18 protein-coding genes and 2 tRNA genes are annotated in these 21,381 nt (G+C 65.6%); 14 read left to right on the plus strand and 6 right to left on the minus strand.

Annotation, left to right across the window (positions count from 1 at the left end; all coding sequences use genetic code 11):
- Positions 1 to 331 precede the first annotated feature (331 nt).
- From AC628_RS14220 to AC628_RS14255, 8 genes are all read left to right on the plus strand, one after another.
- Complete coding sequence (locus AC628_RS14220) at positions 332 to 1,465, plus strand: glycosyltransferase (protein WP_074127436.1); 1,134 nt, start codon at positions 332 to 334, stop codon at positions 1,463 to 1,465.
- A gap of 7 nt (positions 1,466 to 1,472) precedes the next feature.
- The gene (locus tag AC628_RS14225) at positions 1,473 to 2,975 is read left to right on the plus strand and encodes a glycosyltransferase family 39 protein (RefSeq protein ID WP_074127437.1); all 1,503 of its coding nucleotides are present in this window, start codon (positions 1,473 to 1,475) and stop codon (positions 2,973 to 2,975) included.
- A 78-nt stretch (positions 2,976 to 3,053) separates the two neighbouring features.
- Positions 3,054 to 3,749, plus strand: coding sequence for a DUF899 family protein (locus tag AC628_RS14230; RefSeq protein WP_074127438.1), 696 nt, complete (start codon positions 3,054 to 3,056; stop codon positions 3,747 to 3,749).
- A 426-nt stretch (positions 3,750 to 4,175) separates the two neighbouring features.
- The gene (locus tag AC628_RS14235; RefSeq protein ID WP_083632898.1) at positions 4,176 to 5,345 is read left to right on the plus strand and encodes a tlde1 domain-containing protein; all 1,170 of its coding nucleotides are present in this window, start codon (positions 4,176 to 4,178) and stop codon (positions 5,343 to 5,345) included.
- A gap of 392 nt (positions 5,346 to 5,737) precedes the next feature.
- A complete protein-coding gene (locus AC628_RS14240; RefSeq protein ID WP_074127439.1) occupies positions 5,738 to 6,694 on the plus strand; it encodes a GAF domain-containing protein in 957 nt (318 codons plus the stop codon).
- Positions 6,695 to 6,879: 185 nt separating this feature from the next.
- Positions 6,880 to 8,397, plus strand: a complete 1,518-nt coding sequence (gene adh / locus AC628_RS14245) for an aldehyde dehydrogenase (RefSeq protein ID WP_074127440.1) — start codon at positions 6,880 to 6,882, stop codon at positions 8,395 to 8,397.
- An 82-nt stretch (positions 8,398 to 8,479) separates the two neighbouring features.
- Entirely contained in the window at positions 8,480 to 8,830 is a 351-nt protein-coding gene (locus AC628_RS14250) for a DUF779 domain-containing protein (protein WP_074127441.1), read from the plus strand.
- Between the two features lie 108 nt (positions 8,831 to 8,938).
- On the plus strand, positions 8,939 to 10,435 hold the full coding sequence (locus tag AC628_RS14255; protein ID WP_074127442.1) for an AMP nucleosidase: 1,497 nt from the start codon (positions 8,939 to 8,941) through the stop codon (positions 10,433 to 10,435).
- A gap of 81 nt (positions 10,436 to 10,516) precedes the next feature.
- On the opposite strand, the gene AC628_RS14260 is transcribed toward AC628_RS14255, so the two are convergent.
- Both AC628_RS14260 and AC628_RS14265 read right to left on the minus strand, forming a co-directional pair.
- On the minus strand, positions 10,517 to 11,146 hold the full coding sequence (locus tag AC628_RS14260) for a glutathione binding-like protein (RefSeq protein WP_074127443.1): 630 nt from the start codon (positions 11,144 to 11,146) through the stop codon (positions 10,517 to 10,519).
- A gap of 10 nt (positions 11,147 to 11,156) precedes the next feature.
- Positions 11,157 to 11,750, minus strand: coding sequence for a cysteine hydrolase family protein (locus AC628_RS14265; protein WP_074127444.1), 594 nt, complete (start codon positions 11,748 to 11,750; stop codon positions 11,157 to 11,159).
- Positions 11,751 to 11,876: 126 nt separating this feature from the next.
- Between AC628_RS14265 and AC628_RS14270 the strand changes: the two genes are divergently transcribed.
- From AC628_RS14270 to AC628_RS14285, 5 genes are all read left to right on the plus strand, one after another.
- Positions 11,877 to 12,716: a LysR family transcriptional regulator gene (locus tag AC628_RS14270; protein ID WP_074127445.1), complete on the plus strand. Its 840-nt coding sequence runs from the start codon at positions 11,877 to 11,879 to the stop codon at positions 12,714 to 12,716.
- Positions 12,717 to 12,921: 205 nt separating this feature from the next.
- Positions 12,922 to 12,993 (plus strand) — tRNA-Phe (locus AC628_RS43980).
- Between the two features lie 3 nt (positions 12,994 to 12,996).
- Positions 12,997 to 13,063: transfer RNA gene (locus AC628_RS14275), tRNA-Leu, on the plus strand.
- A gap of 336 nt (positions 13,064 to 13,399) precedes the next feature.
- Entirely contained in the window at positions 13,400 to 14,551 is a 1,152-nt protein-coding gene (locus tag AC628_RS14280) for a slipin family protein (protein WP_074127446.1), read from the plus strand.
- A 276-nt stretch (positions 14,552 to 14,827) separates the two neighbouring features.
- A complete protein-coding gene (locus tag AC628_RS14285) occupies positions 14,828 to 15,601 on the plus strand; it encodes a Crp/Fnr family transcriptional regulator (protein WP_074127447.1) in 774 nt (257 codons plus the stop codon).
- Positions 15,602 to 15,618: 17 nt separating this feature from the next.
- Here the strand turns inward: AC628_RS14285 and AC628_RS14290 are convergent, their stop codons facing one another.
- From AC628_RS14290 to AC628_RS14300, 3 genes are all read right to left on the minus strand, one after another.
- Positions 15,619 to 15,816, minus strand: a complete 198-nt coding sequence (locus AC628_RS14290) for a hypothetical protein (protein ID WP_074127448.1) — start codon at positions 15,814 to 15,816, stop codon at positions 15,619 to 15,621.
- A gap of 41 nt (positions 15,817 to 15,857) precedes the next feature.
- Positions 15,858 to 16,070: a hypothetical protein gene (locus AC628_RS14295; protein ID WP_074127449.1), complete on the minus strand. Its 213-nt coding sequence runs from the start codon at positions 16,068 to 16,070 to the stop codon at positions 15,858 to 15,860.
- A 218-nt stretch (positions 16,071 to 16,288) separates the two neighbouring features.
- Positions 16,289 to 16,693, minus strand: coding sequence for a phasin family protein (locus AC628_RS14300; protein ID WP_245321172.1), 405 nt, complete (start codon positions 16,691 to 16,693; stop codon positions 16,289 to 16,291).
- A 560-nt stretch (positions 16,694 to 17,253) separates the two neighbouring features.
- Here AC628_RS14300 and AC628_RS14305 point away from each other — a divergent pair.
- Positions 17,254 to 20,613 (plus strand): adenylate/guanylate cyclase domain-containing protein, encoded by a 3,360-nt coding sequence (locus tag AC628_RS14305; protein ID WP_074127450.1) that lies wholly within the window; start codon positions 17,254 to 17,256, stop codon positions 20,611 to 20,613.
- 133 nt (positions 20,614 to 20,746) lie between these two features.
- Here AC628_RS14305 and AC628_RS14310 read toward each other — a convergent pair.
- A partial coding sequence (locus AC628_RS14310; RefSeq protein WP_283806573.1) for a TCP-1/cpn60 chaperonin family protein occupies positions 20,747 to 21,381 on the minus strand: 635 nt, incomplete at its 5' end.

A 21,381-nucleotide genomic window follows, 5' to 3' on the forward strand; every position in this document is an offset into this window, starting at 1 on the left:
GCCCGCCGCTGAGGCCGCGCCGGCGGCCCCGGTGCCACGCGGCCCGGTGATCCGGGAAGTCCCGAACAACTAGCGCCAGGATGACCTCCAGACCGCCCTTGCGAACCGCATGGCGGCTTCCTATTTGGCTCATAACGGCGACGTTGCAGCTTAAGGGCTCCGGCGCTGGGACGACCACGACAATGTCGGCTGCGCCGGATGTACGCGCGCCCCTTGTTCGTGGTCGTTGGCATTTTCGGGGGTATTTTGCCCCGTTTTCCCGCCTTCCGAGACCGCGTTTGGGCCGGCCCGCCTTGGCAGCGGGGGAGGCTGCGGCTATACGCTGGCGCTCATGAACGACGCCATCAAGCCGAGCCCCGAAACCTCATTGCCGGCAACAAGTCTGCCGCAGCTTTCGGTGGTCATCCCGACCTTCAACGAACGCGACAATGTCACGGTGCTGTACCGCCGGCTCGACGCGACCCTGAAGGACGTGTCCTGGGAGGTCATCTTCGTCGACGACAATTCGCCCGACGGAACCTGGGACGTGGTGCGGGCGCTGGCGCGGAAGGATTCCCGCGTGCGCTGCATCCGCCGAATCGGCCGGCGCGGCCTGTCCGGCGCCTGCATCGAGGGCATCCTGGCCTCGAGCGCGCCCTATGCCGCCGTCATGGACGCCGACCTGCAGCATGACGAGACCCAGCTTCCGAAGATGCTGGGGCTGCTGCAGAGCGGCGAGGCCGAGCTCGTGGTCGGCAGCCGCTACATCGAGGGCTACAAGGCCGACGGCTTCAACAAGCAGCGTGCCGGCGCCAGCGCCTTCGCCACCGAGATCGCGCGCCGCGCGCTGAGGGTCGAGGTCGCCGATCCGATGAGCGGCTTCTTCATGATCCGACGCGACCGTTTCGAGCAGCTCGCGCCGCAGCTCTCGACCCAAGGCTTCAAGATCCTGCTCGACGTCGTGGCGACGGCAGAAGGCAAGCTGCGCACGGTCGAGATTCCCTACACGTTCGGCGCCCGCCAGCATGGCGAGAGCAAGCTCGATTCGATGGTCGCGCTCGACTTCCTTGGCCTCGTGCTGGCGAAGCTGACCAACGACCTGATCTCGCTGCGCTTCATTCTGTTCGCCGCGGTCGGCGGGCTCGGCCTGCTGGTGCATCTTTCCGTGCTGTTCGTCGCGCTGGAGCTGTTCAAGGCGCCGTTCCCGGAGGCGCAGGCCACCGGGGCGATCGTCGCCATGACCAGCAACTTCATCCTCAACAATTTCCTGACCTACCGCGACCAGCGGCTGAAGGGCTTTGGCATCCTGCGCGGCCTTTTGCTGTTCTATCTGGTCTGCAGCGTCGGCCTGCTGGCCAATGTCGGCGTCGCGTTCTCGGTCTACGACCAGGAGCCGATCTGGTGGCTTGCGGGCGCGGCCGGCGCGCTGATGGGCGTGGTGTGGAACTACGCGATGTCCGGGCTGTTCGTCTGGCGCAAGCGATGACGGTGGCATGAACGCGAACGAGGCGCGGCTGGCCCGGAACACCGCGCTTGCGGTGTGCGCGCTGGTCGTGTTGCGGCTGGCCGCCGCCGCATGGACGCCGCTGACTTTCGACGAAGCCTATTACTGGATGTGGTCGAAGTCGCTTGCCGGCGGCTATTACGACCATCCGCCGATGGTGGCGGTGGTGATCCGGCTCGGCACCATGATCGCGGGCGATACGCCGTTCGGCGTGCGGCTGGTCTCGATCCTGCTCGCATTGCCGATGAGCTGGGCGATCTACCGGGCGGCCGAGATCCTGTTCGGCGGCCAGCGCATCGCTGCGAGCGCGACCATCCTGCTCAACGTCACGCTGATGGCCGCCGTCGGCACGCTGATCGTGACGCCGGATGCGCCGCTGCTGGTTGCGTCCAGCTTCCTGCTGTACGCGCTCGCGAAGGTGCTGGAGAGCGGCCGCGGCGCCTGGTGGCTTGCGGTCGGCGCCAGCGCCGGCATGGCGCTGCTGTCGAAATACACCGCGCTGTTCTTCGGTCCCGCGATCCTGATCTGGCTTGCGAGCGTGCCGAAGCTGCGGCGCTGGTTTCTCTCGCCATGGCTCTATCTCGGCGGCCTGGTCGCGGCCGGCCTGTTTGCGCCGGTCATCCTCTGGAATGCCGATCATCACTGGGTGTCGTTCATCAAGCAGATGGGCCGCGCCCGGATCGAGGACTTCCGGCCGACCTACATCGCCGAGCTGATCCCGACCCAGTTTGCGTTCGCGACGCCGCTGATCTTCATCCTCGGCGTGATGGGCCTCTACGCGGTCTATCGGCGCCGCGCCGGCGCGATGGCCGCGCGCGTGCTGATCAACAGCATGTTCTGGACCATCGTGGTCTACTTCACGTGGCACGCGCTGCATGCGCGGGTCGAGGCCAACTGGTTCGCGCCGGTCTATCCGGCCTTCGCGGTGGCGGCCGCGGTCGCCGCAATCCAGGTGCAGTGGGCGCCGCGCGAGCAGCGCACGATCGATTTCTGCCGCCGCTGGGCCGCGCCCACCGGCGTCATGCTGTTCGCGCTGCTGATCGTTCAGGCCAACACCGGCATGCTCTCGGGTTACCGCCGCGACGCCACCGTGCGCAGCGTCGGTGTCGGCTGGCAGGAACTCGCTGATAAGATCGAGGCGGCGCGGGCGCGGTCCGGCGCTACTTGCGTGCTGGCACCGGACTACGGCACCACCGGCTGGCTGGCCTTCTATCTGCCCAAGGGCAGCTGCGTCGCACAGCAGGGCCAGCGCATTCGCTGGGTCAATATGCCAGAGCCAAGCCCGGCGCAGCTGTCAGGCAAGCTGCTGTATGTGCACGAGGTCGAGCAGGAGATCCCGGCCGCGGTGCGCGACAATTTCGCCCATGTCGAAACGGTGGCCGAGGCCCGGCGCATGCGCGGGCCGCTGGTGATCGAGACCTACGCGCTCGATCTGCTGGACGGTGCAAAGGGCGACGTTCTGGACCGTTCGCCGCCGCCGGAACTGCAGTAATATCGGCGCCGTTGAGTGTCGGATCGCCCGAGGCTGGGTCGTCTTCCAGGAAGCCCGTCAACCACGCGAGGTTCCAACATGACCGGTTCCGTCCTCAAGCCCGCCGCCGAGCTCGCCAGCACCAACACCAGGCGCTTTCCCAATGAGAGCGCGGAGTATCGCCGCGCGCGCCAGGCGTTGCTCGTCGAAGAGATCGAGCTGCGTCGTCATATCGAGCGCGTCGCCGAACTGCGCCGCGCGCTGCCGCCCGGGGGCGAGGTGACCAAAGCCTATGAGTTCGTTGGTGAGGCCGGCACGGACTCGCTCACCGATCTGTTCGGCAGCAAGCAGACGCTGATCATCTACAGCTACATGTTCGGCCCGCAACGCGAGAAGCCGTGTCCGATGTGCACATCGTTCATGGGCACATGGGAGGAGAAGCTGCCCGATATCGAGCAGCGCGTGTCGTTCGCGTTCGTGGCGCGCTCGCCGATCGCACGATTGATCGAGGCGAAGAAGGCGCGCGGCTGGACGCGTCACAAGATCTACTCGGATGCGTCGGGCGACTACACGCGCGACTATGTCAGCAAGGATGACAGCGACGTGCCCGGCTACAATGTCTTCACGCGCCACGACGGTGCGATCCGGCATTTCTGGGCCGGCGAAATGGGTGCCGGCACGATGGACCCCGGCCAGGACCCGCGCGGCGCGCCGGACATGGATCCGCTCTGGACCTTGCTCGACACCACGCGAGAGGGCCGCGGCGCGGACTGGTATCCGAAGCTCAGCTATTGAGGGATGGTTTTTGCCCGATCCCCGCGCGACTACGGGGCGATCGGGAAGGAAATTCTCTTCTGGATTTATCTCGGCATGTGGGGACAGAGCCGCATGCCGGAATGTCCCATCATGGGACAAAAAAGCCGTTTTGGCGGTCCAATGTCATCTTAAAAAAGCCCTACGCCACAGGCACTTCCCGCGTTGCAGGGGATCGCATCCGGTTAAGTCGCATTTAACTAAAAGTCGCCTTAATGGCCGTCTGTGCCCCCCGCGCGACGTTGAGCCGAACACCGTTCGACCACGCGTCGAGTGAGGGACAAAGGTGGACCTGTTTTGAGCGCCGGGCGTATGGGTACGAGTGCGAGTGCGTATGTTCTTGGGGCGCCAGGCCGCAAGAAATCCTCCCGAAAAATCCTCCCACAGCATTTCCTCGGCAGCGCCGCGGTGGCGGGGCTGGTGCTTGGCTGCGCCTGGACCGTCTACGCCAACATCTTTGCGGCGGGCGTCTATCCGTCGGTCGGCAATGCGTCGTTCGATGCGCCGGTGGTGAAGCGGCCCGTCGCCGTCGCCGCGCGGCCGACACCCGCGTTCAACGAGGTGTTCGCGTCCCTGACGCCGGCGCCGGTGGCTCCCGCCAAGAGCGAGGTCGCGAAGTCGGAAGCCGCGGCACCTTCGCTTATGTTTAACGATCGGTTTGCGGCCGCCTCGCCCGAGGGCGTCGCATCCAGCGTCGTGGCCGACGCCGCAACGCAGATCGACCCGATCAAGCAGGCGGCCGCTGCACCAAAGGCCGAAGCGGCGAGGGCGGTCGCAACTGCTGAGCTCGCCGAAACATCGAAGCCGTTGCCGGCACCGAAATCGGTCGAGACCGCCAAGAAGCAAGCCGCCGCCAATCTGAAGGTGGCGCTCAACGATCCTGCTGCCAATGTGCAGCCCAAGGGAGCCGAGAAGGGAGCCGAGAAGGCAGCCGAAGCGAAGGCTTCCGAGCCGAAGCCGGCCGAGGTCAAGCAAGCTGTGAAATCCAGCGGCGTCCGCGACATGGCTGCGCGCGCCAAGGCTGCGGTGATGTCGATCGCGTCGACCGAGCGGCAGACCATGGTCGAGAAGCTGTGGGGCAAGCGCGAGTCGAGCGGTGGGCTGCTCTCCTTCGCCTCGGCCGATGCCAATGTCACCGGCAGCATCCCCTCGACGCTGGACCAGAATCCGATGCTCGGCGGCTCGCCACCCTATGACCGCCAGACCGCGGTCTACGACATCTCGGCCAAGACCGTGTATCTGCCCGACGGCACGCGGCTCGAGGCGCATTCCGGCCTCGGCTCCCGACTCGACGATCCCAGGTCCTCGCACATGAAGATGGTCGGCGTGACGCCGCCGCACATCTACGAGCTCAAGCCGCGCGAAGCACTGTTCCACGGCGTGCCGGCGCTGCGCCTCAATCCGATCGGCGGCGAAGGCAAGATCTTCAACCGCGATGGTCTGCTCGCGCATACCTTCATGCTCGGCCCGAACGGCGACTCCAACGGCTGCGTCTCGTTCAAGGACTATTACGCGTTCCTCGACGCCTACCGCAACAAGGGCATCCGCCGCCTCGCGGTGCTGGCGCGGATTCAATAGCCGCATTCTGCTGGAGGGGGCGCTGGTTCCCCCAGCCTCTCTGGCGGTGATGCGCTCTCAACGTGAATTTGAGTGCAAGGCAGGTGCACGACACTCGTGCAGGCCGCCGGTGGTCGTGGGGCAATATCCCGCCGGTCGTGTTGCTCGATACGGACGGGGCGCCGGTACGATTGTTCATTGAGGATCGCGGCGCTCGGCAACCGGCGCGGCGATTGACCTTGCGCAAAACGCATTGCGGCTTCGGATGATACAATGGCGCCGGTATTGCCGCAATTGACGCGGTCGCTTGAAAGGCTTCGGGCCGCGCTATAGTCTACCAAATATAGGGGTGCCAGAGCCAACGGCGCCACGCTCCCGCGGGTTCGGAGAACCCCGGAGGCAGGGAGGAAAGCATGAGCCGCTCGACGGATATCGTGCACACGGACAAGGTTCTCGATGTGCTTGCCGGAGGCGGAGCGCCTTCGGACCTGTCGGCGTCGTGGCGTCGGTCCGGCCATCTGCATGCACTCGATCCCGCATCCCGTCTGCCGTCCCATCGTCTCAACGGGGTCGAGGTCGCCGCTGCGCAGCAGCGTCTCGGTGAACTGCTGACGGTCGCCCAGGCAACGCTCGACCGGTTGTTTCTTGCCGTCGGCGGGGTGGGGTGCTCCGTGTTGCTCGCGGACCGCGACGGCGTCGTGGTCGACCGACGCGGCGCAGACGCCGATGATGCGACGTTCAACACGTGGGGTCTGTGGACCGGCGCGGTCTGGAGCGAGAAATACGAGGGGACCAACGGTATCGGCACCTGCATCGTCGAAAAGCGGCCGCTGTCGATCGATCGCGAGCAGCACTTCTTCACGCGAAATTCCGGCCTGTTCTGCACCACCGCGCCGATCTTCGATGAGCATGGCGAGCTGGCCGCCGCGCTTGACGTATCTTCCTGCCGCGCCGACTTGACGAGAGGATTCTCCCGGCTGATCGCGACGACGGCCATCGACGCCGCGCGTGCGATCGAGGCCGAGAATTTTCGGCGGGCGTTTCCCGATGCCAGAATTCTCCTGACGCCGCGAAGCGAGCGCGCCGTCAACTCGCTGCTGGCAGTCGATCGCGACGACCTCGTGATCGGCGCGACACGTGCTGCGCGCCGTGCGCTGGGCCTCACTGCGGCATCACTGACGCGGCCATTGCCGGCTGCGGATCTGATCGGCGAGACGCGCGATGCCGGCGATCTCGTTGCCGCAGAGCGCGCGGTGCTGCAGCGCGCGTTGGCGCGAGCCGGCGGCAACGTGTCCAAGGCGGCCAAGGACCTCGACATGTCCCGCGCAACACTGCACCGCAAGCTGAAGCTGCTCGGCTTGCACCGCTAGGTGTTTCCGCCGAAGCGAGGTCCGGCAGCCCGGGAGCGATGCGCCGAGGGCAATTTGCAGCGCACCCTGTCTCAGATTTGCGACAGTTCCCTCTGGCCCTTGACGCGGCCCCCTGTTCCGTATGGCGGTTTTGACCGACCGTTCCGGCCAACGCCGTGTGCATCGGCGTGCCAACGGAGGAACACATGAACAAGGTGGACATGCAGTCCGTGCTCAAGGCGCCGTTCGCCAAGCGCTACGGAAATTTCATTGGGGGCGAATGGCGCGAACCTCGCTCCGGAAAGTATTTTGACAACATCTCGCCGGTAACCGGGTTGCCGATCTGCGAAATTCCGCGATCCGACGCCGCGGATATCGAGGCGGCGCTCGATGCCGCGCATGCGGCGAAGGATGCCTGGGGCAAGACCAGTGCGGCCGAGCGCGCGCTGATCCTCAACAAGATCGCCGACCGGATGGAGGCCAATCTCGACAAGCTGGCGACCGCAGAGACCTGGGACAACGGCAAGCCGATCCGCGAGACGACGGCCGCCGACATTCCGCTGGCGATCGACCATTTCCGCTACTTTGCCGGCGTGGTCCGCGGGCAGGAAGGCTCGCTCTCCGAGATCGATCACGACACCGTCGCCTATCACTTCCACGAGCCGCTCGGCGTGGTCGGCCAGATCATTCCCTGGAATTTCCCGATCCTGATGGCGACCTGGAAGCTGGCACCGGCGCTAGCCGCCGGCAACTGCGTCGTGCTCAAGCCCGCCGAGCAGACGCCGGCCTCGATCCTGGTCTGGCTCGAACTGGTCGGCGATCTCTTGCCGAAGGGCGTGCTGAACGTCGTCAACGGCTTCGGCCTCGAGGCCGGCAAGCCGCTGGCCTCGTCGAACCGGATCGCCAAGATCGCCTTCACCGGCGAGACCACGACGGGCCGGCTGATCATGCAGTATGCCTCGCAGAACCTGATCCCGGTGACGCTCGAGCTCGGCGGCAAGTCGCCCAACATCTTCTTCAAGGATGTCTGCGCGGAAGACGATGATTTCTTCGACAAGGCCGTCGAGGGCTTTGTGATGTTCGCGCTCAATCAGGGCGAGGTCTGCACCTGTCCGAGCCGTGCGCTGATCCAGGAATCGATCTACGATCGCTTCATGGAGCGCGCGCTCAAGCGCGTCGAGGCGATCACGCAAGGCAGCCCGCTCGATCCGACCACGATGATTGGCGCGCAGGCGTCCTCCGAGCAGCTGGAGAAGATCCTCTCCTATATCGACATCGGCAAGAAGGAGGGCGCGCAGGTCCTGACCGGTGGCGAGCGCAACAATCTCGGCGGTGGGCTCGCGGGCGGCTACTACGTCAAGCCGACCGTCTTCAAGGGCACCAACAAGATGCGCATCTTCCAGGAGGAGATCTTTGGACCGGTGGTGTCCGTGACCACCTTCAAGGACGACGAGGAAGCGCTGTCGATCGCCAACGACACGCTCTACGGTCTCGGTGCCGGCGTCTGGAGCCGCGATGCCAATCGCTGCTACCGGTTCGGCCGCGCTATCCAGGCAGGCCGGGTCTGGACCAATTGCTACCACGCCTATCCGGCGCACGCAGCGTTCGGCGGCTACAAGCAATCGGGCATCGGCCGTGAGACGCACAAGATGATGCTCGACCACTATCAGCAGACCAAGAATATCCTGGTGAGCTACAGCCCGAAGAAGCTCGGCTTCTTCTGAGGGCCATAGCTCACGCGCTGTGGACGAACACGATGAACTCCGGCGGGCCGTCTCCGCCGGAGCTTCCATCACGGAGGCCGCGATGGCTGACAAGGTGACCGCGACACCTGCTGCGCTCGAGTTGCTTGCCGAGATCGTCGCCGATCATGGGCCGGTGCTGTTTCACCAGTCCGGCGGCTGCTGCGACGGTTCGTCGCCGATGTGCTATCCGCAAGGTGAATTCCTGATCGGCGACCACGACGTCAAGCTCGGCGAGATCGGCGGCGCGCCGTTCTACATCAGCGGTTCGCAGTACGACGTCTGGAAGCACACTGACCTGATCATCGACGTCGTTCCCGGCCGCGGCGGCATGTTCTCGCTCGACAATGGGCGCGAACGCCGGTTCCTGACCCGGTCCGAACTCTGCGCGCTCCGGCCGCGCGAGGCGGAGTAGGGCGGCCGGGCGCGACCGGCGCCGATCTGGAACTGGGGGCCATTGTCGCTATACTGCGCTGATCCAAAGCGAGTCCCGGCTCGGCAACGGATCTGGTGCAAAGCGAACATGTCTCCGACGCCCCCCATCGAAACCCCACCGCCGATCACGACCGAGGCGTTCGTCGAGGCCGGCGCGGCGGTTGCCCGCCTCGAAGAGATCTACGAGCGCAACACCGGCTACCTGCGCAATCGCTTCGAGGCCTATGTCAACGGCGTGCCGTTCACGACGCGGGTGCGCGCGCATTACCCGTTCGTCCGCATCACGACCTCGTCGCATGCAAGGCTGGATTCCCGTCTCGCTTACGGTTTTGTTGCGGGGCCTGGTATCCACGAGACCAGCATCACGCGGCCGGATATTTTCCGGACCTATCTCACCGAGCAGATCGGGCTGCTGATCAAGAACCATGGCGTGGCGGTCGAGATCGGCGAGTCCAGCGAGCCGATCCCGATCCATTTCGCCTACCGGCGCGACATCAATATCGAGGCGGCGCTGACCATCGCCGACAGTTCGGCGTTCACAAGGTCGCTGCGCGACATCTTCGATACGCCGGATCTCGCGGCGATGGACGATGCGATCGCCGACGGGACGTTCGAGCTGACGCCGGGCACGCCCGAGCCGCTGGCGCTGTTCCGCGCCGCGCGGGTCGATTACTCCTTGCGCCGGCTCTATCACTACACCGGCACCGACCCGGAGCATTTCCAGAATTTCGTGATCTTCACCAACTACCAGTTCTATGTCGACGCGTTTGCGCAATCGAGCCTGCAGCGGCTGGCGTCGGGCGAGGAAGGGATCGAGGCGTTCGTCGCGCCCGGCAATCTGATCACGCGCAGCGCGCGGCTCGGCGGCGGCACCACGGGCACCGCATCGGAGCGCGTGCCGCAGATGCCGGCCTTTCATCTCGTCGAGCCCGGCTATCGCGGCATCACCCTGATCAATATCGGGATCGGTCCGTCGAACGCGCGCAACATCACCGATCACGTCGCGGTGCTGCGGCCGCATGCCTGGCTGATGATCGGGCATTGCGCTGGTCTCAGGAACACGCAGCGGCTCGGTGATTACGTGCTCGCCCATGGCTATGTCCGCGAGGACCACGTGCTCGATCACGAGCTGCCGCTGTGGGTGCCGATCCCCGCGCTGGCGGAGATGCAGGTCGCGCTCGAGGAGGCGGTCGGCGAGGTCACCGGGCTCTCCGGCTTCGAGCTGAAGCGGCTGATGCGCACCGGCACGGTCGCCAGCGTCGATAACCGCAACTGGGAGATCAGCGGGCCGCAGGTGATCCGGCGGATGTCGCAGTCGCGCTCGATCGCGCTCGACATGGAATCGGCGACGATCGCCGCCAATGGCTATCGCTTCCGCGTGCCCTACGGCACGCTGCTGTGCGTCTCCGACAAGCCGCTGCATGGCGAGATCAAGCTGGCGGGCATGGCGAGCGAGTTCTATCGCCAGCGCGTCGGCCAGCACCTTCAGATCGGGTTGAAGGCGCTGGAGCGGCTCAAGCAGCAGGAATCCGAGCGACTGCATTCGCGCAAGCTGCGCAGCTTCGCCGAGGTCGCGTTTCAGTAGAGCACGATCCGGAAAAGTGCGAAGCGGTTTTCCGAAAAGATTATGCTTAAGCAACAAGCTAGAGCGCCGGGCGCGCGGCGATCACGCCGCGACGCTCTTCCACAATTGCGTCTCGATGCCGATCGCGGCCCTGACCTGCGGACGCGCCTGAATGCGTGACAGATAGGCCGCCAGTGGCGGCCATTGCGCTACGTCGATATCGGCGGCGCGGAGCAACAGCAGGGCCCAGGCGAGGTGCGCGTCCGCAACCGTGAAGCGGTCCCCGACCAGGAATTCGCGGTGCGCAAGATGCGCCGATGGCACCGACAAGGTCTGTCCGATCCTGGCACGCGGTTTGGCAAGCGATGCCTCGTCCTTGTACCAGAAGGTCGGAAACAGGAATCCCTTGTGGATCTCGGTGCCGACGAAGCTCAGCCATTCCTGCAACCGGTAACGGTCCGGATCGCCGGGCGGCGGCGCGAGGCCGAGTTCGGGCTTCAGGTCGGCGATGTATTGCAGCACCGCCGCGCTCTCGGTCAGGCGTTCGCCGTTCTCGAGCACCAGCACGGGCACCGCGCCCTTCGGCGAGACCGTGCGGAAGTCGCTATCGTCCTCGACCACCTTCTTGGTCCAGAGATGGGCCATGCGATAGCGCGCGTCGATACCGGCCTCCATCAGCGCGATCCGGCTGGCGAGCGAGCAGGCCATCGGCCAGAAATAGAGCTCAAGCATGATGGTGCTCTCAGGCGAGGGCGTTGCCGCGGGCGATGATCGCGAAGCGGTCCGACAGTTCGGCGAGTGCGACGTCATGGATGAGCCTTGCCGCAATCGTGCCGCCCTTGCCGTCGGGCAGATCGCGGGTGGCGCAGCTCTCGGCATCGATGGTGGTGCGGAAGCCGAGATCGAGTGCGGCGCGGGCGGTCGAGCTCACGCACATATGGGTCATGAAGCCGGCGAGCACGAGCTCCTTGCGGCCGGTCGCGGCGAGCTGCGCGTTGAGCTCGGTGCCGGCGAATGCGTTCGGCAATTGCTTCTCGATCACGAGCTCGCCCGGCCGCGGTGCCAGCGGCGCGACGATCGCGCCGCGCTCCGCGCTGCGATCGAACAGGCTTCCCGGCGCTCCCTTGTGCGCGATGTGGATGATTTTGGCGCCGCTCTCCCGCGCGCGGTTGAGCAACGCGGTGGCGCGCGCGATCGCGGGATTGGCGTCGGGCAAAGCGAGGGGGCCTGCGAGATATTCGTTCTGGATGTCGATCAGCACCAGGCAGCTGTCACTGAGACGGGGCGGGGTGAGGTCGATACCGGCAAGCTGCATCAAGGTCTTGGCTGCGGTCATGGTCCTGAGATCTCCAGCGGGTTGGCACCGAAAATATAGCCGCGGACCGGCCTGCTGTTATGCAGGGATATTGCAGCCGGTGGCTGCGTTATTGCAGGCGGGCCGGGCACCATGTAGCCTGCCGCCATGAACTGGGACGACCTTCGCATCATCGCCGCCGTCAGGGACGAGGGCACCTATGCCGGCGCCAGCGCGCGGCTGCGCATCGACGAGACCACGGTCGGCCGCCGCCTGGCGCGGATCGAACGCGCGCTCGGCCTGCGGCTGTTCGAGGCCGCCGACGGCGTCCGCAAGCCGACCCGGCAGTGCGACGTGGTGCTCGCGCACATCCAGGCGATGGCGGCGCATGCCGAGGAGATCGGCCGGATCGGCGAAAGCCTGCCGGGTCCGGCCGGCCGGCTGCGCGTCGCCTCCACCAACGCGATCGCGGAGGAGGTGCTGGCGCCGCGCACCGGCGAATTGCTGCGCGCCCATCCGGGCCTGACGCTGCAGTTTCTGACGTCGAGCGAGAACGTCAAATTCTCGCGCTGGGAAGCCGATCTCGCGATCCGCCTGCGCAAGCCCGACAAGGGCGACTTCGCGATCTCGAAGCTCGGCGAAGTCAGGCTGTATTTCTTCGAGCCGGCCGCGACATCGCCAGGGGACGCGGTGACCTGCGCCTATCCCGACGAGCTCGGAGGGATTCCGGAAATGCAGTTCCTGCGCGCGAAGCGGCTTCGCGCGCGCTGCGTGACCGACAATGTTCGTATCATCCACAAGATCATCCAGTCGCACCAGGCGGTCGGCGTGCTGCCGGAGCATAGTTGCGCGGACCTTTTGACCGATCGCCGGCTGCGCGCCACGCTGCTGCCGAAACGGCGCGACGTCTGGCTGCTGGTGCAAAGCCATCTCAAGCGCGACGCGGCGACGCGCGTCACCATCGACTGGCTGCGCGCCTGTTTCCAGGACGTCGCGCGCAGCGGGTGACGCGCCCTCCTAATGATCGGACATGGCGCGACGCCTGGGTCACAGCGCCGGCTCGTCATGAAAAAATCACACGCAGTCCTCTTGCAACCCGGACGTGCTTCGTTTATTAGCCCGCTCCTTCGCTTCGGCCATGGGTTCGGGCTCGTCGAGATCCCGACCGGCGCGTGCCGCTCTGCGGTGTCGTGTTCCGCCGAAATGAAGATCACGAGAATGAAGCTCATGGGCGAGCGTCGGGGATGAAATCCCGAAGGTACCGGTTCGAATCCGATCTTCTCACAAGGGATAGCTCAGTTAGGTAGAGCAGGTGACTCAGAATCATCGTGTCGCGGGTTCAACTCCCGCTCCAAGCGCTCCGTTCAGCCTGAAAAGCTGATACCTCTGAAGGGGACCGGACGCGCGCTTCAGTCGCAGTCCGGCCGTCCTGCCGCAAGGCTCTTCGTCCGAACATCGACACTGTGAGACCGGCTCTGCGCCGCGGTGGATACCGCTTGCGCTGATGCCGGGTAGCTCCGCTCGGCCGCGCGACATTTGTCGCGCGAACGCGCGCGTGCGCCCGTCATCGCGCAGGCTCAAGCCACGGCCCGCTTGGCTGACAGGAAGCCGCGTTCGCGTCCCCACGTCCTTTGCAGAATGAAACCCGCCCTCCGGCCCACGGGCCTGATGGCAAACGATGGAGGCGTGTCATGACCTGGCACTTCTTGACGACCAAGTTGACGGTGAAGGATGGCGAGCGCGCATTGCTGACGCGTGACGGCCGGCTCGAGCGCGTGCTCGCGCCCGGACGTCACCGCCTGTTCGATCCCCTGCATCAGCTCAAGGCCGAGCTGTTCAGCGTCGTGCGGACCGAATTGTCAGCGGATCGCTTCGCGGTGATCAAGGCCGCGCGGCCCGATCTGGCCGAAGAGCTGTTCGAGGCGGTCGAGACCAAAGCGAACGAGATCGCGATCGTCAGCCTCGACGGCCGTCCCGTGCAACTGATGACGCCCTGGCAGACGCGCGTGTACTGGAAGGTCGCGACGTCGGTCGAGGTCGAGCGCATCGACGTGACCAGCGATCCCCGTGTCACGGCGCGCCACCTCGCGATGATCCAGCCCAACCGGGCCGGCGTCATCACCGAGGCGGTGGTCGAGAACCACGAGGCCGGTCTGCTTAACGTCGAGGGCAAGCTCATCGAGCGGCTCGCGCCTGGCCGGCACGCGTTCTGGATCGCGGGTCGCAAGATCGAGGTCAAGCGCCTCGACCTGCGTCCTCAGGCGATCGAGATCACGGCGCAGGAGATGCTGACCAAGGATCGCATCGCGCTGCGCGTGACGCTGACCGCGTTCCGCCGGATCGTCGATCCCGAGCGGGTCGTGGCAACGGTGCCCGACGTGGATGCGTGGCTGTACCGCCTGGTGCAGTTCGCGATCCGCGAGGCAGTGGCCGGCCGCACGCTGGACGAGGTGCTGTCTGCGAAGACGGCGCTCGACGAGGAGCTTCGCGACTATGTCCGCGGCCGTGTCGCGGATAGCGGCGTCGAGGTCACCGAGCTCGGCGTGAAGGACGTGATCCTGCCCGGCGAGATCCGCGAGCTGGTCAACAAGGTGGTGGAGGCGGAGCGGGTGGCGAAGGCCAATCTGATCCGCCGGCAGGAGGAGACCGCGGCGACGCGTTCGCTCCTCAACACCGCCAAGCTGATGGAGGAGAACCCTCTGCTGCTGCGGCTCAAGGAGCTGGAGTCGCTCGAGCGGCTGGTCGAGAAGGTCGGCCGCATCGACCTGCACGCGGGCGAGGGACAGGGCCTCGATGCGCTCCTGACCAGGCTGGTCCGCCTCAAGGCGCCCCAGAGCGCGTAACAAGAAGGGCCGCCCACGGGCGGCCCTTCGCTGTCATGAACCAGGTGATGGAACCGGATTGCAGCGTTTACCGTGCACCGAAATTGGAACCCCGTTCCGCGGTTCTACGGTGCGAACATGTGCATTTTGCTGTTGCGTCCGTCGGTGCATTTGCATCTAACTCTTTGAGTACTGCTTGCAGAGAATTCCGCCTTACGGCCAAGCGTTTGGAGTTGGTTTCTTGAACGTGCGTCTGAGTGATTTGGTTATGTGTCGCATCACCACGGGGCGGCGCCAGTGAGGTTCTCCGGCGGGACCGGTAATCGCCTTCTCGCAACATTGCCGGCAGCGGATATCGATCTGCTCGGGCCCGACCTGGAAACGGTCGCGCTCGATCAGGATGCGGTCCTGACGCGAGCCGGCGACGAGATCGACTATGTCTTCTTTCCCCATAGCGGTGCGATCCTGCTGATGATCGACATGGCGGACGGGCACACGGTCGCGACCGGTGTGGTCGGGCGCGAAGGGGTGGTGGGCAGTCTTTCGGTGCTCGGCTCGTCGCCATCGGGCATTACCGCGGTGGTTGGGGCTGCGGGCACCGCCTCGCGGCTCCCCGCGGCACGCTTTCATGCCGCTTTCGGCCGTAGTGCCGCGATCCGGCAGGCGATGCAGAAGCACATCAGATCGATGCTGATCCAGTTCCAACGCGGCTCCGCCTGCAACGCTCTGCACCCGGTCGAGGCCCGCATGGCGCGCTGGCTGCTCCAGCTTCGCGATCGGATCGACAGCGATGTCCTTCCGTTGACCCAGCACGCGCTGTCGCAAATCCTCGGCGTGCGACGAACGACGGTGACGCTGCTGATGCGCAACCTTCGCACGCGCGGCGCAATCCGGTCCGAGCAACGAGGCCGGATCGAGATCGACCGGTCACGGCTCTCGGCGCTGGCGTGCGAATGCCACCGCGTCATGCGTGTCGAAGCCGAGGAGATCTTCTCGGGCCACCAATCCCGCGCGGCGGCTCGAACCGACGATCCGCGCATCTCGGAAGCCGAAACCGACGACGCGATGTGAGCGCGCAGCGAGCGCGATCAACGGCGCCGCCGCCGATCAGGCCGCCGGGTCGAGGCCGCTGTTGTCTCGAGTCTGTCGATCTCGCGCAGCTCTTTTGCCGTCCGGCGCAATTCATTGCGTTCCGGACCCGGCTTCAACCGTCGTGCCTCGTCGAGAAAGTCCTTGGCCTGCAGCAGCCAGGGCGATGCTTCCGTTGCGATCTGCATGTGCGCCATGGTGTCCCTCCATCGCGATCGTCAATGATCCGTGTCGGCGTTCAGACCGACGGCCCGGCACCGCGCCGCCGCACGCGGATGCTGGGCTCGTCGACCCAGGCCTCGCGCGCGAACCAGGCATGATCGGTGCGGCAGAACGGGCAGCGGGTGCGCGAGAAGAACACCGTGCTGCGTCTAAAGCTCTCGCGATCGGTCGTGATGCCGGTGGGTATCGCGTGTCCGGTTTGCGGACATTTCACCATGAGCATGCCCATGTGAGCCCTCGATATTGCTTTCTTGCCTCTTGCAGGAAAGCACCGGCCGGTCGGAATGCGCCTCTTGAAGGTGCGGTTACTTGGGGAGCATCGCGCACCTGCGGCGTTTGACGAAGCACCGGGCAGTGGGGGCTGCGTGCTCGTCTGTGGGCTTATTCCAACCGGCCGGATCCCTCCTCGAACGAATCCTCAATATGACTTTGGGCGCCGCCTTTTTGTCAGGCGGCTTGCTTGATCACCTTCGCGACGTGCGTTCTCACCGGCGCAGCCATGTCCGCCGCAAGCCTCTCGCCAAGCACCCACAATTCCCTGTTTTGGTCGGATGCCAGCTGGAAGGTCTTGCGGGCATGCTCGGCAGACAAAGCCAGGGCATCGGTGGCTGACCTGGCGCCGAGGAGATGGACCAGGAACTCGAGCGCGGAGGCGGCATTGGCCTGCGAGATTTCGAACATCTTGAGCCCGTAGTCGGTCGCGCCTCGCGCATTGCACGAATAGATTTCGCCCAGCGCCTCCGCCATCTGCTCGGAGGCGGTTCGTGCGCGGGCAAGGCCCTGTTCGGCAAGATTGCCGAAGCCCGGCAACGGCATTGCGAAGACGGTGGTGCCATTCGCTGTGACTTTCATCTCACCTTCACTCAAGACGCAGTCTCCCTCTCAAGCGAAAGCCTTCCTCGCAACGCTGCCGCGTCACGAGAGCCGACGCTCCGTGTTTGGTTCAGATTTTGGGTGAGCTTGAAATCCCGTCCCGACGCTACTGTGCGTGAATGCAAGCGCGATTGTCGGTTCGGTTTGCGACTCTTCCGAAGAATTTTTTTTGAAATGTCAACTCACACCAACGTATGTTTACGGGGCCTGTGCATGACGTGGATATCGTGAGCAGCAGAACATTCCCGCTTCGATGTGAGGTTGCGCAGGTCGCGTTGCGGAAGGGCAAGCGACGGATGTGCAGTCGCACATCATCGCTCGACGCTCGGGCGCCGCGAATTGATGGCGCAATTCATCGGGCGCACAACACGAGGTAGTGGATGCCGTAACCGGACACCGCCTTTGGCACAATTCGCATGGTCCATGGGGCCGGCCGCGGCCGAATTGCCGCAAACAAGGAGTGCCGGGCCGGGACATATTGGGATAACCTTGGTCCGCCGTGGTCCATTCGGCCAGCCGTCAACCCGTCGGTGAAGCCAATGCAGCAGATTGCGGAATGGCTCGAGAAGCTGGGGCTTGGGCAATACGCGCTGCGTTTTGCCGAGAACGGCATCGACGTCGGTGTTCTTCCCGAATTGACCGATGAAGACTTCGACAGGCTCGGCGTGTTGCTCGGCCATCGCCGCAAGATGCTGCGCGCGATCGCCGATTCCAATCAAGCCGAACTGATCGCCGCGCCGATCTCGTCGCAGGATGCCGAGCGCCGCCATCTCACCGTGATGTTCTGCGACCTGGTCGGCTCGACGGCCTTGTCGGCGCGTCTCGATCCCGAGGACATGTGGGAAGTCATCCGCGCCTATCGTGCGGCCTGTGTGCGGGTGATCGCGACATACGATGGCGTCGTTGCCAGATTTATCGGCGATGGGATTCTCGCTTATTTTGGTTATCCCCGGGCCCACGAGGATGACGCGGAGCGCGCGGTGCGGGCCGGCCTCGACGTCATCGCCGCAATCGGCAAGCTCGAGACCCGCGCGGACGAGGGGTGTGCGGTGCGGATCGCGATCGCGAGCGGGCTCGTCGTGGTCGGCGACCTCGTCTCCGGCGCTGTGTCGGAGGAGCAGGCGCTGGTCGGCGATGCGCCGAACATCGCCGCGCGGTTGCAGAGCCTGGCGGAGCCGGGTGTCGTCGTCGTGGCCGCCTCGACGCGCCGGCTGCTCGGCAATCTGTTCACGCTTCGCAACCTCGGTCGCCGCGAGGTCAAGGGCATCTCCGAGCCCATCGCGGTGTGGGCTGTCGAAGGCGAGCCGGCATCGGAAAGCCGTTTCGAGGCGGTGCGCACCGCGCGCTTGATCGGCTTCGTCGGCCGCAAGGCGGAGATCGAATTTGCGCTGTCGCGCCAGCAACTGGCGTGGCAGGGCCAGGGCCAGGCGGTGCTGATATCGGGCGAAGCGGGTATCGGCAAATCCCGCGTCGTGGCGATGCTCTCCGACAGCCTGGTGCCCGAGACGTATTGCCGTGTGCGCTATCAATGCTCGCCCTATCACGCCAACAGCGCGCTGCATCCCTTCGTCGCTCAGCTCGAGCGTGCCGCCGGCATCCGCTCGGAAGATGCGCCGGAGCGGAAGCTGGACAAGCTCGAAGCCATGCTGGCGCTCGGGACGCAGCAGGTCGCCGCCGTGACGCCGCTGATCGCGGCGCTGCTGTCGATCCCGACCGGTGACCGCTATCCGCCGCTCGGCCTGAGCCCGGCGCAGCAGCGGCGGCAGACATTCGCAGCGCTGCTCGACCAACTCGAGGGCCTCGCCCGGCAGCAGCCGGTGCTTGTCGTCTGCGAAGACATGCATTGGGCCGATGCCACGTCGCTCGAATTGCTCGACCTCGCGGTTGACCGGATCAGGGGGCTGCCGATCCTCATGCTCATGACGTTCAGGCCCGAGTTCGAACCGCCGTGGGCGGGGCTCGGCAATGTCAGCCTGCTGCGGCTCGATCGGCTCGACCGGCAGGACACACGCGCCTTGATCGAGCAGGTGACCGTCGGCCGGTTGCTGCCCGGCGAGATGATGACACAGATCATCGAGCGGACGGATGGTGTCCCGCTGTTCGTCGAGGAGCTGACCAAGATGGTCATGGAGTCGGGGCTGCTCGTCGAGAATGCCGGACGCTATCGCCTCGACAATCCGCTGCCGCCGCTCGCGATCCCGGCGACGCTGCAGGATTCGCTGATGGCTCGGCTCGACCGCCTGGCGCCGGTCAAGGAGGTGGCGCAGATCGGCGCGGCGATCGGCCGTGAGTTCTCCTATGCGCTGCTGCGCAGCGTGGCCGGGCGCGACGATCTGACGCTTGCCGCGGCGCTCGCCCAGCTCGAAGAAGCCGAGTTGCTGTTGCGCCGAGGCACGCCGCCGGATGCAAGGTACAGCTTCAAGCACGCGCTGGTCCAGGAAGCGGCTTATGAGAGCTTGCTCAAGAGCCGCCGGCAACTGCTCCACAAGCAGATCGGCGACGTGCTGCGCGCCAAGTTTGCCGAGATTGCCGAGATCGAGCCGGAAGTCGTTGCTTATCATTTCACCGAGGCAGGGCTCGGCGAGACAGCGCTGGCGTGGTGGCGCAAGGCCGGTCAGCAGGCGCTGAAGCGCTCGGCCTATTGCGAGGCGATCGCGCATCTTGGCAAGGCGGTCGCCATCGCCGATGAATTGCCCGACGAGCCGGGTCGGATGATCGGCCGGCTCCATCTGCAGATCGCCTACGGCCGCGCGTTGCGGGGCAGTCTTGGACACAGTGCCCCCGAGACGGTGGCCGCCTGGACGCGCGCCCGGCGGTTTGCTTCCGACATCGATGATCCAATCGAACTGGCGCCGATCCAGTCGGGCCTCTTCAACGCCTGCTTGACCCATGGCGAGCTCGCGCCGATGCGGGAGTTGGCGGAGGCCATCATGGGCGCGGCGGAGCGGCATCCGGAATCGCCGGTGGCGACGATCGTCGCGCGCTGGACCAGCGGGGTGACCTCGTGGTTCGCGGGCGACTATCTGAACGCGGGCATCCATCTCGAGCAGGCGTTCGCTGCCTATGGGACCGAGCGGGATCTGGCAACGTTCAAGGCGTCGACGCTCGATCTGCCGTTCGTCATCATGAGGTTTCTGGCTCTTGTGCTTTGGCCGCGTGGCGAGATCGATCGGGCCCGGCAGCTCGCGGGTGCAGCGGTGAGCGTCTCCGGCGAACAGCGCGCGCTCGCGCGTGCCAATGCGCTGGTTCACAAGGCGGTTTTCGACGGGCTGTGCGGCAGCCGGTTGCGGCAGACCGAGACGATCCTTGCCCTCGGACTGGCGCAGGATCACACGATGCCGCTGTATGTCGCCGCCGGCACCTATCTCAATGGCTTGGCGAAATGGCGCGCCGGCGACCGGGCGGCAGGTCTCGCGGACATGCAGCGCGGCTGGACACTGCTTCACGAGAACGACTGCTACCTCTGTGATCCGTTCTGGGGATTGCAAATTGCGGTGGCGAATGCAGAGGCCGGCCTTGTCGAGGCGGGACTCGACATCATCAGCGAGCTGATCGACGCGACGGCGCAATCCGGGCAGCACTGGCTGGATGCCGAGCTCCACCGCGTGTTGGGTGAGCTGCGGGCGCGTCGCGACACCCCTGACATTTCCGGCGCCGAGGAGGCCTTCCGCCACGCCATTGAGATTGCTCGAAGGCAACAGACGAAGACGTTCGAGCTGCGCAGCGCGCTGGGGCTTGCGCGCCTGTACGCCGGCAGCGGCCGGGTGGATGCGGTGCCGGGGGTGCTTGCGCCGGTGCGCGCATGCTTCGATGCCGGGCAGGATCTCGCCGAGATCGGGGAGGCCGACGAACTGCTCGGCCATGCGGATTGGCCGGGCCGCCACTCCTGTGCATCCTGACGGACGTCGGTGGCGATGAACAAAAACCCCGGCATCGCTGCCGGGGTTTTGCATTACGTAGATCGCTTGAGCGATATCCCGGATCTGCGGTGCACCGCTTCGCGCTGCACCGAGTCCGGGACGACTTCGTCGCTTAGAAGTCCATGCCGCCCATGCCGCCGCCCGGAGGCATCGCGGGGCCGCCGGCGTTCTTCTTCGGCAGTTCGGCAACCATCGCTTCCGTGGTGATCAGGAGCGCTGCAACCGAGGCAGCGTTCTGGATCGCGGTGCGGACGACCTTGGTCGGGTCGATGATGCCCTTCTTGACGAGGTCGGCATAGTCGCCGGTCTGGGAGTCGAAGCCGTAATTGTAGGCCTTGTTCTCCAGGATCTTGCCGACGATGACCGAACCGTCTTCACCGGCGTTGATCGCGATCTGGCGAGCTGGAGCCGACAGCGCCTTGCGCACGATCTCGACGCCGGTCTTCTGGTCGTCGTTCTTGGTGCGCAGGCCCTTGAGCTGCTCGGAAGCACGGAGCAGGGCGACGCCGCCGCCCGGGACGATGCCTTCCTCGACAGCCGCGCGGGTCGCGTGCATCGCGTCATCAACGCGATCCTTGCGCTCCTTCACCTCGACTTCGGTCGCGCCGCCGACGCGGATCACCGCGACGCCGCCCGCGAGCTTGGCGAGACGCTCCTGCAGCTTCTCACGGTCGTAGTCCGAGGTGGTTTCCTCGATCTGCGCCTTGATCTGGGCAACGCGGGCGTCGATGTCGGCCTTCTTGCCGG

Origin of the sequence: Bradyrhizobium sp. NAS96.2, from assembly GCF_001908235.1 — a bacterium.
Lineage (GTDB): Bacteria > Pseudomonadota > Alphaproteobacteria > Rhizobiales > Xanthobacteraceae > Bradyrhizobium.

Bases quoted from the DNA above. Each gene is read 5' to 3' on its own strand.
- AC628_RS14250 (WP_074127441.1), top strand. From the start codon at position 8,480: ATGGCTGACAAGGTGACCGCGACACCTGCTGCGCTCGAGTTGCTTGCC.
- AC628_RS14300 (WP_245321172.1), bottom strand. From the start codon at position 16,693: ATGAAAGTCACAGCGAATGGCACCACCGTCTTCGCAATGCCGTTGCCG.
- AC628_RS14255 (WP_074127442.1), top strand. From the start codon at position 8,939: ATGTCTCCGACGCCCCCCATCGAAACCCCACCGCCGATCACGACCGAG.
- AC628_RS14265 (WP_074127444.1), bottom strand. From the start codon at position 11,750: ATGACCGCAGCCAAGACCTTGATGCAGCTTGCCGGTATCGACCTCACC.
- AC628_RS14280 (WP_074127446.1), top strand. From the start codon at position 13,400: ATGACCTGGCACTTCTTGACGACCAAGTTGACGGTGAAGGATGGCGAG.
- AC628_RS14305 (WP_074127450.1), top strand. From the start codon at position 17,254: ATGCAGCAGATTGCGGAATGGCTCGAGAAGCTGGGGCTTGGGCAATAC.
- adh (WP_074127440.1), top strand. From the start codon at position 6,880: ATGAACAAGGTGGACATGCAGTCCGTGCTCAAGGCGCCGTTCGCCAAG.
- AC628_RS14240 (WP_074127439.1), top strand. From the start codon at position 5,738: ATGAGCCGCTCGACGGATATCGTGCACACGGACAAGGTTCTCGATGTG.
- AC628_RS14270 (WP_074127445.1), top strand. From the start codon at position 11,877: ATGAACTGGGACGACCTTCGCATCATCGCCGCCGTCAGGGACGAGGGC.
- AC628_RS14295 (WP_074127449.1), bottom strand. From the start codon at position 16,070: ATGGGCATGCTCATGGTGAAATGTCCGCAAACCGGACACGCGATACCC.
- AC628_RS14225 (WP_074127437.1), top strand. From the start codon at position 1,473: ATGAACGCGAACGAGGCGCGGCTGGCCCGGAACACCGCGCTTGCGGTG.
- AC628_RS14220 (WP_074127436.1), top strand. From the start codon at position 332: ATGAACGACGCCATCAAGCCGAGCCCCGAAACCTCATTGCCGGCAACA.
- AC628_RS14290 (WP_074127448.1), bottom strand. From the start codon at position 15,816: ATGGCGCACATGCAGATCGCAACGGAAGCATCGCCCTGGCTGCTGCAG.
- AC628_RS14230 (WP_074127438.1), top strand. From the start codon at position 3,054: ATGACCGGTTCCGTCCTCAAGCCCGCCGCCGAGCTCGCCAGCACCAAC.
- AC628_RS14260 (WP_074127443.1), bottom strand. From the start codon at position 11,146: ATGCTTGAGCTCTATTTCTGGCCGATGGCCTGCTCGCTCGCCAGCCGG.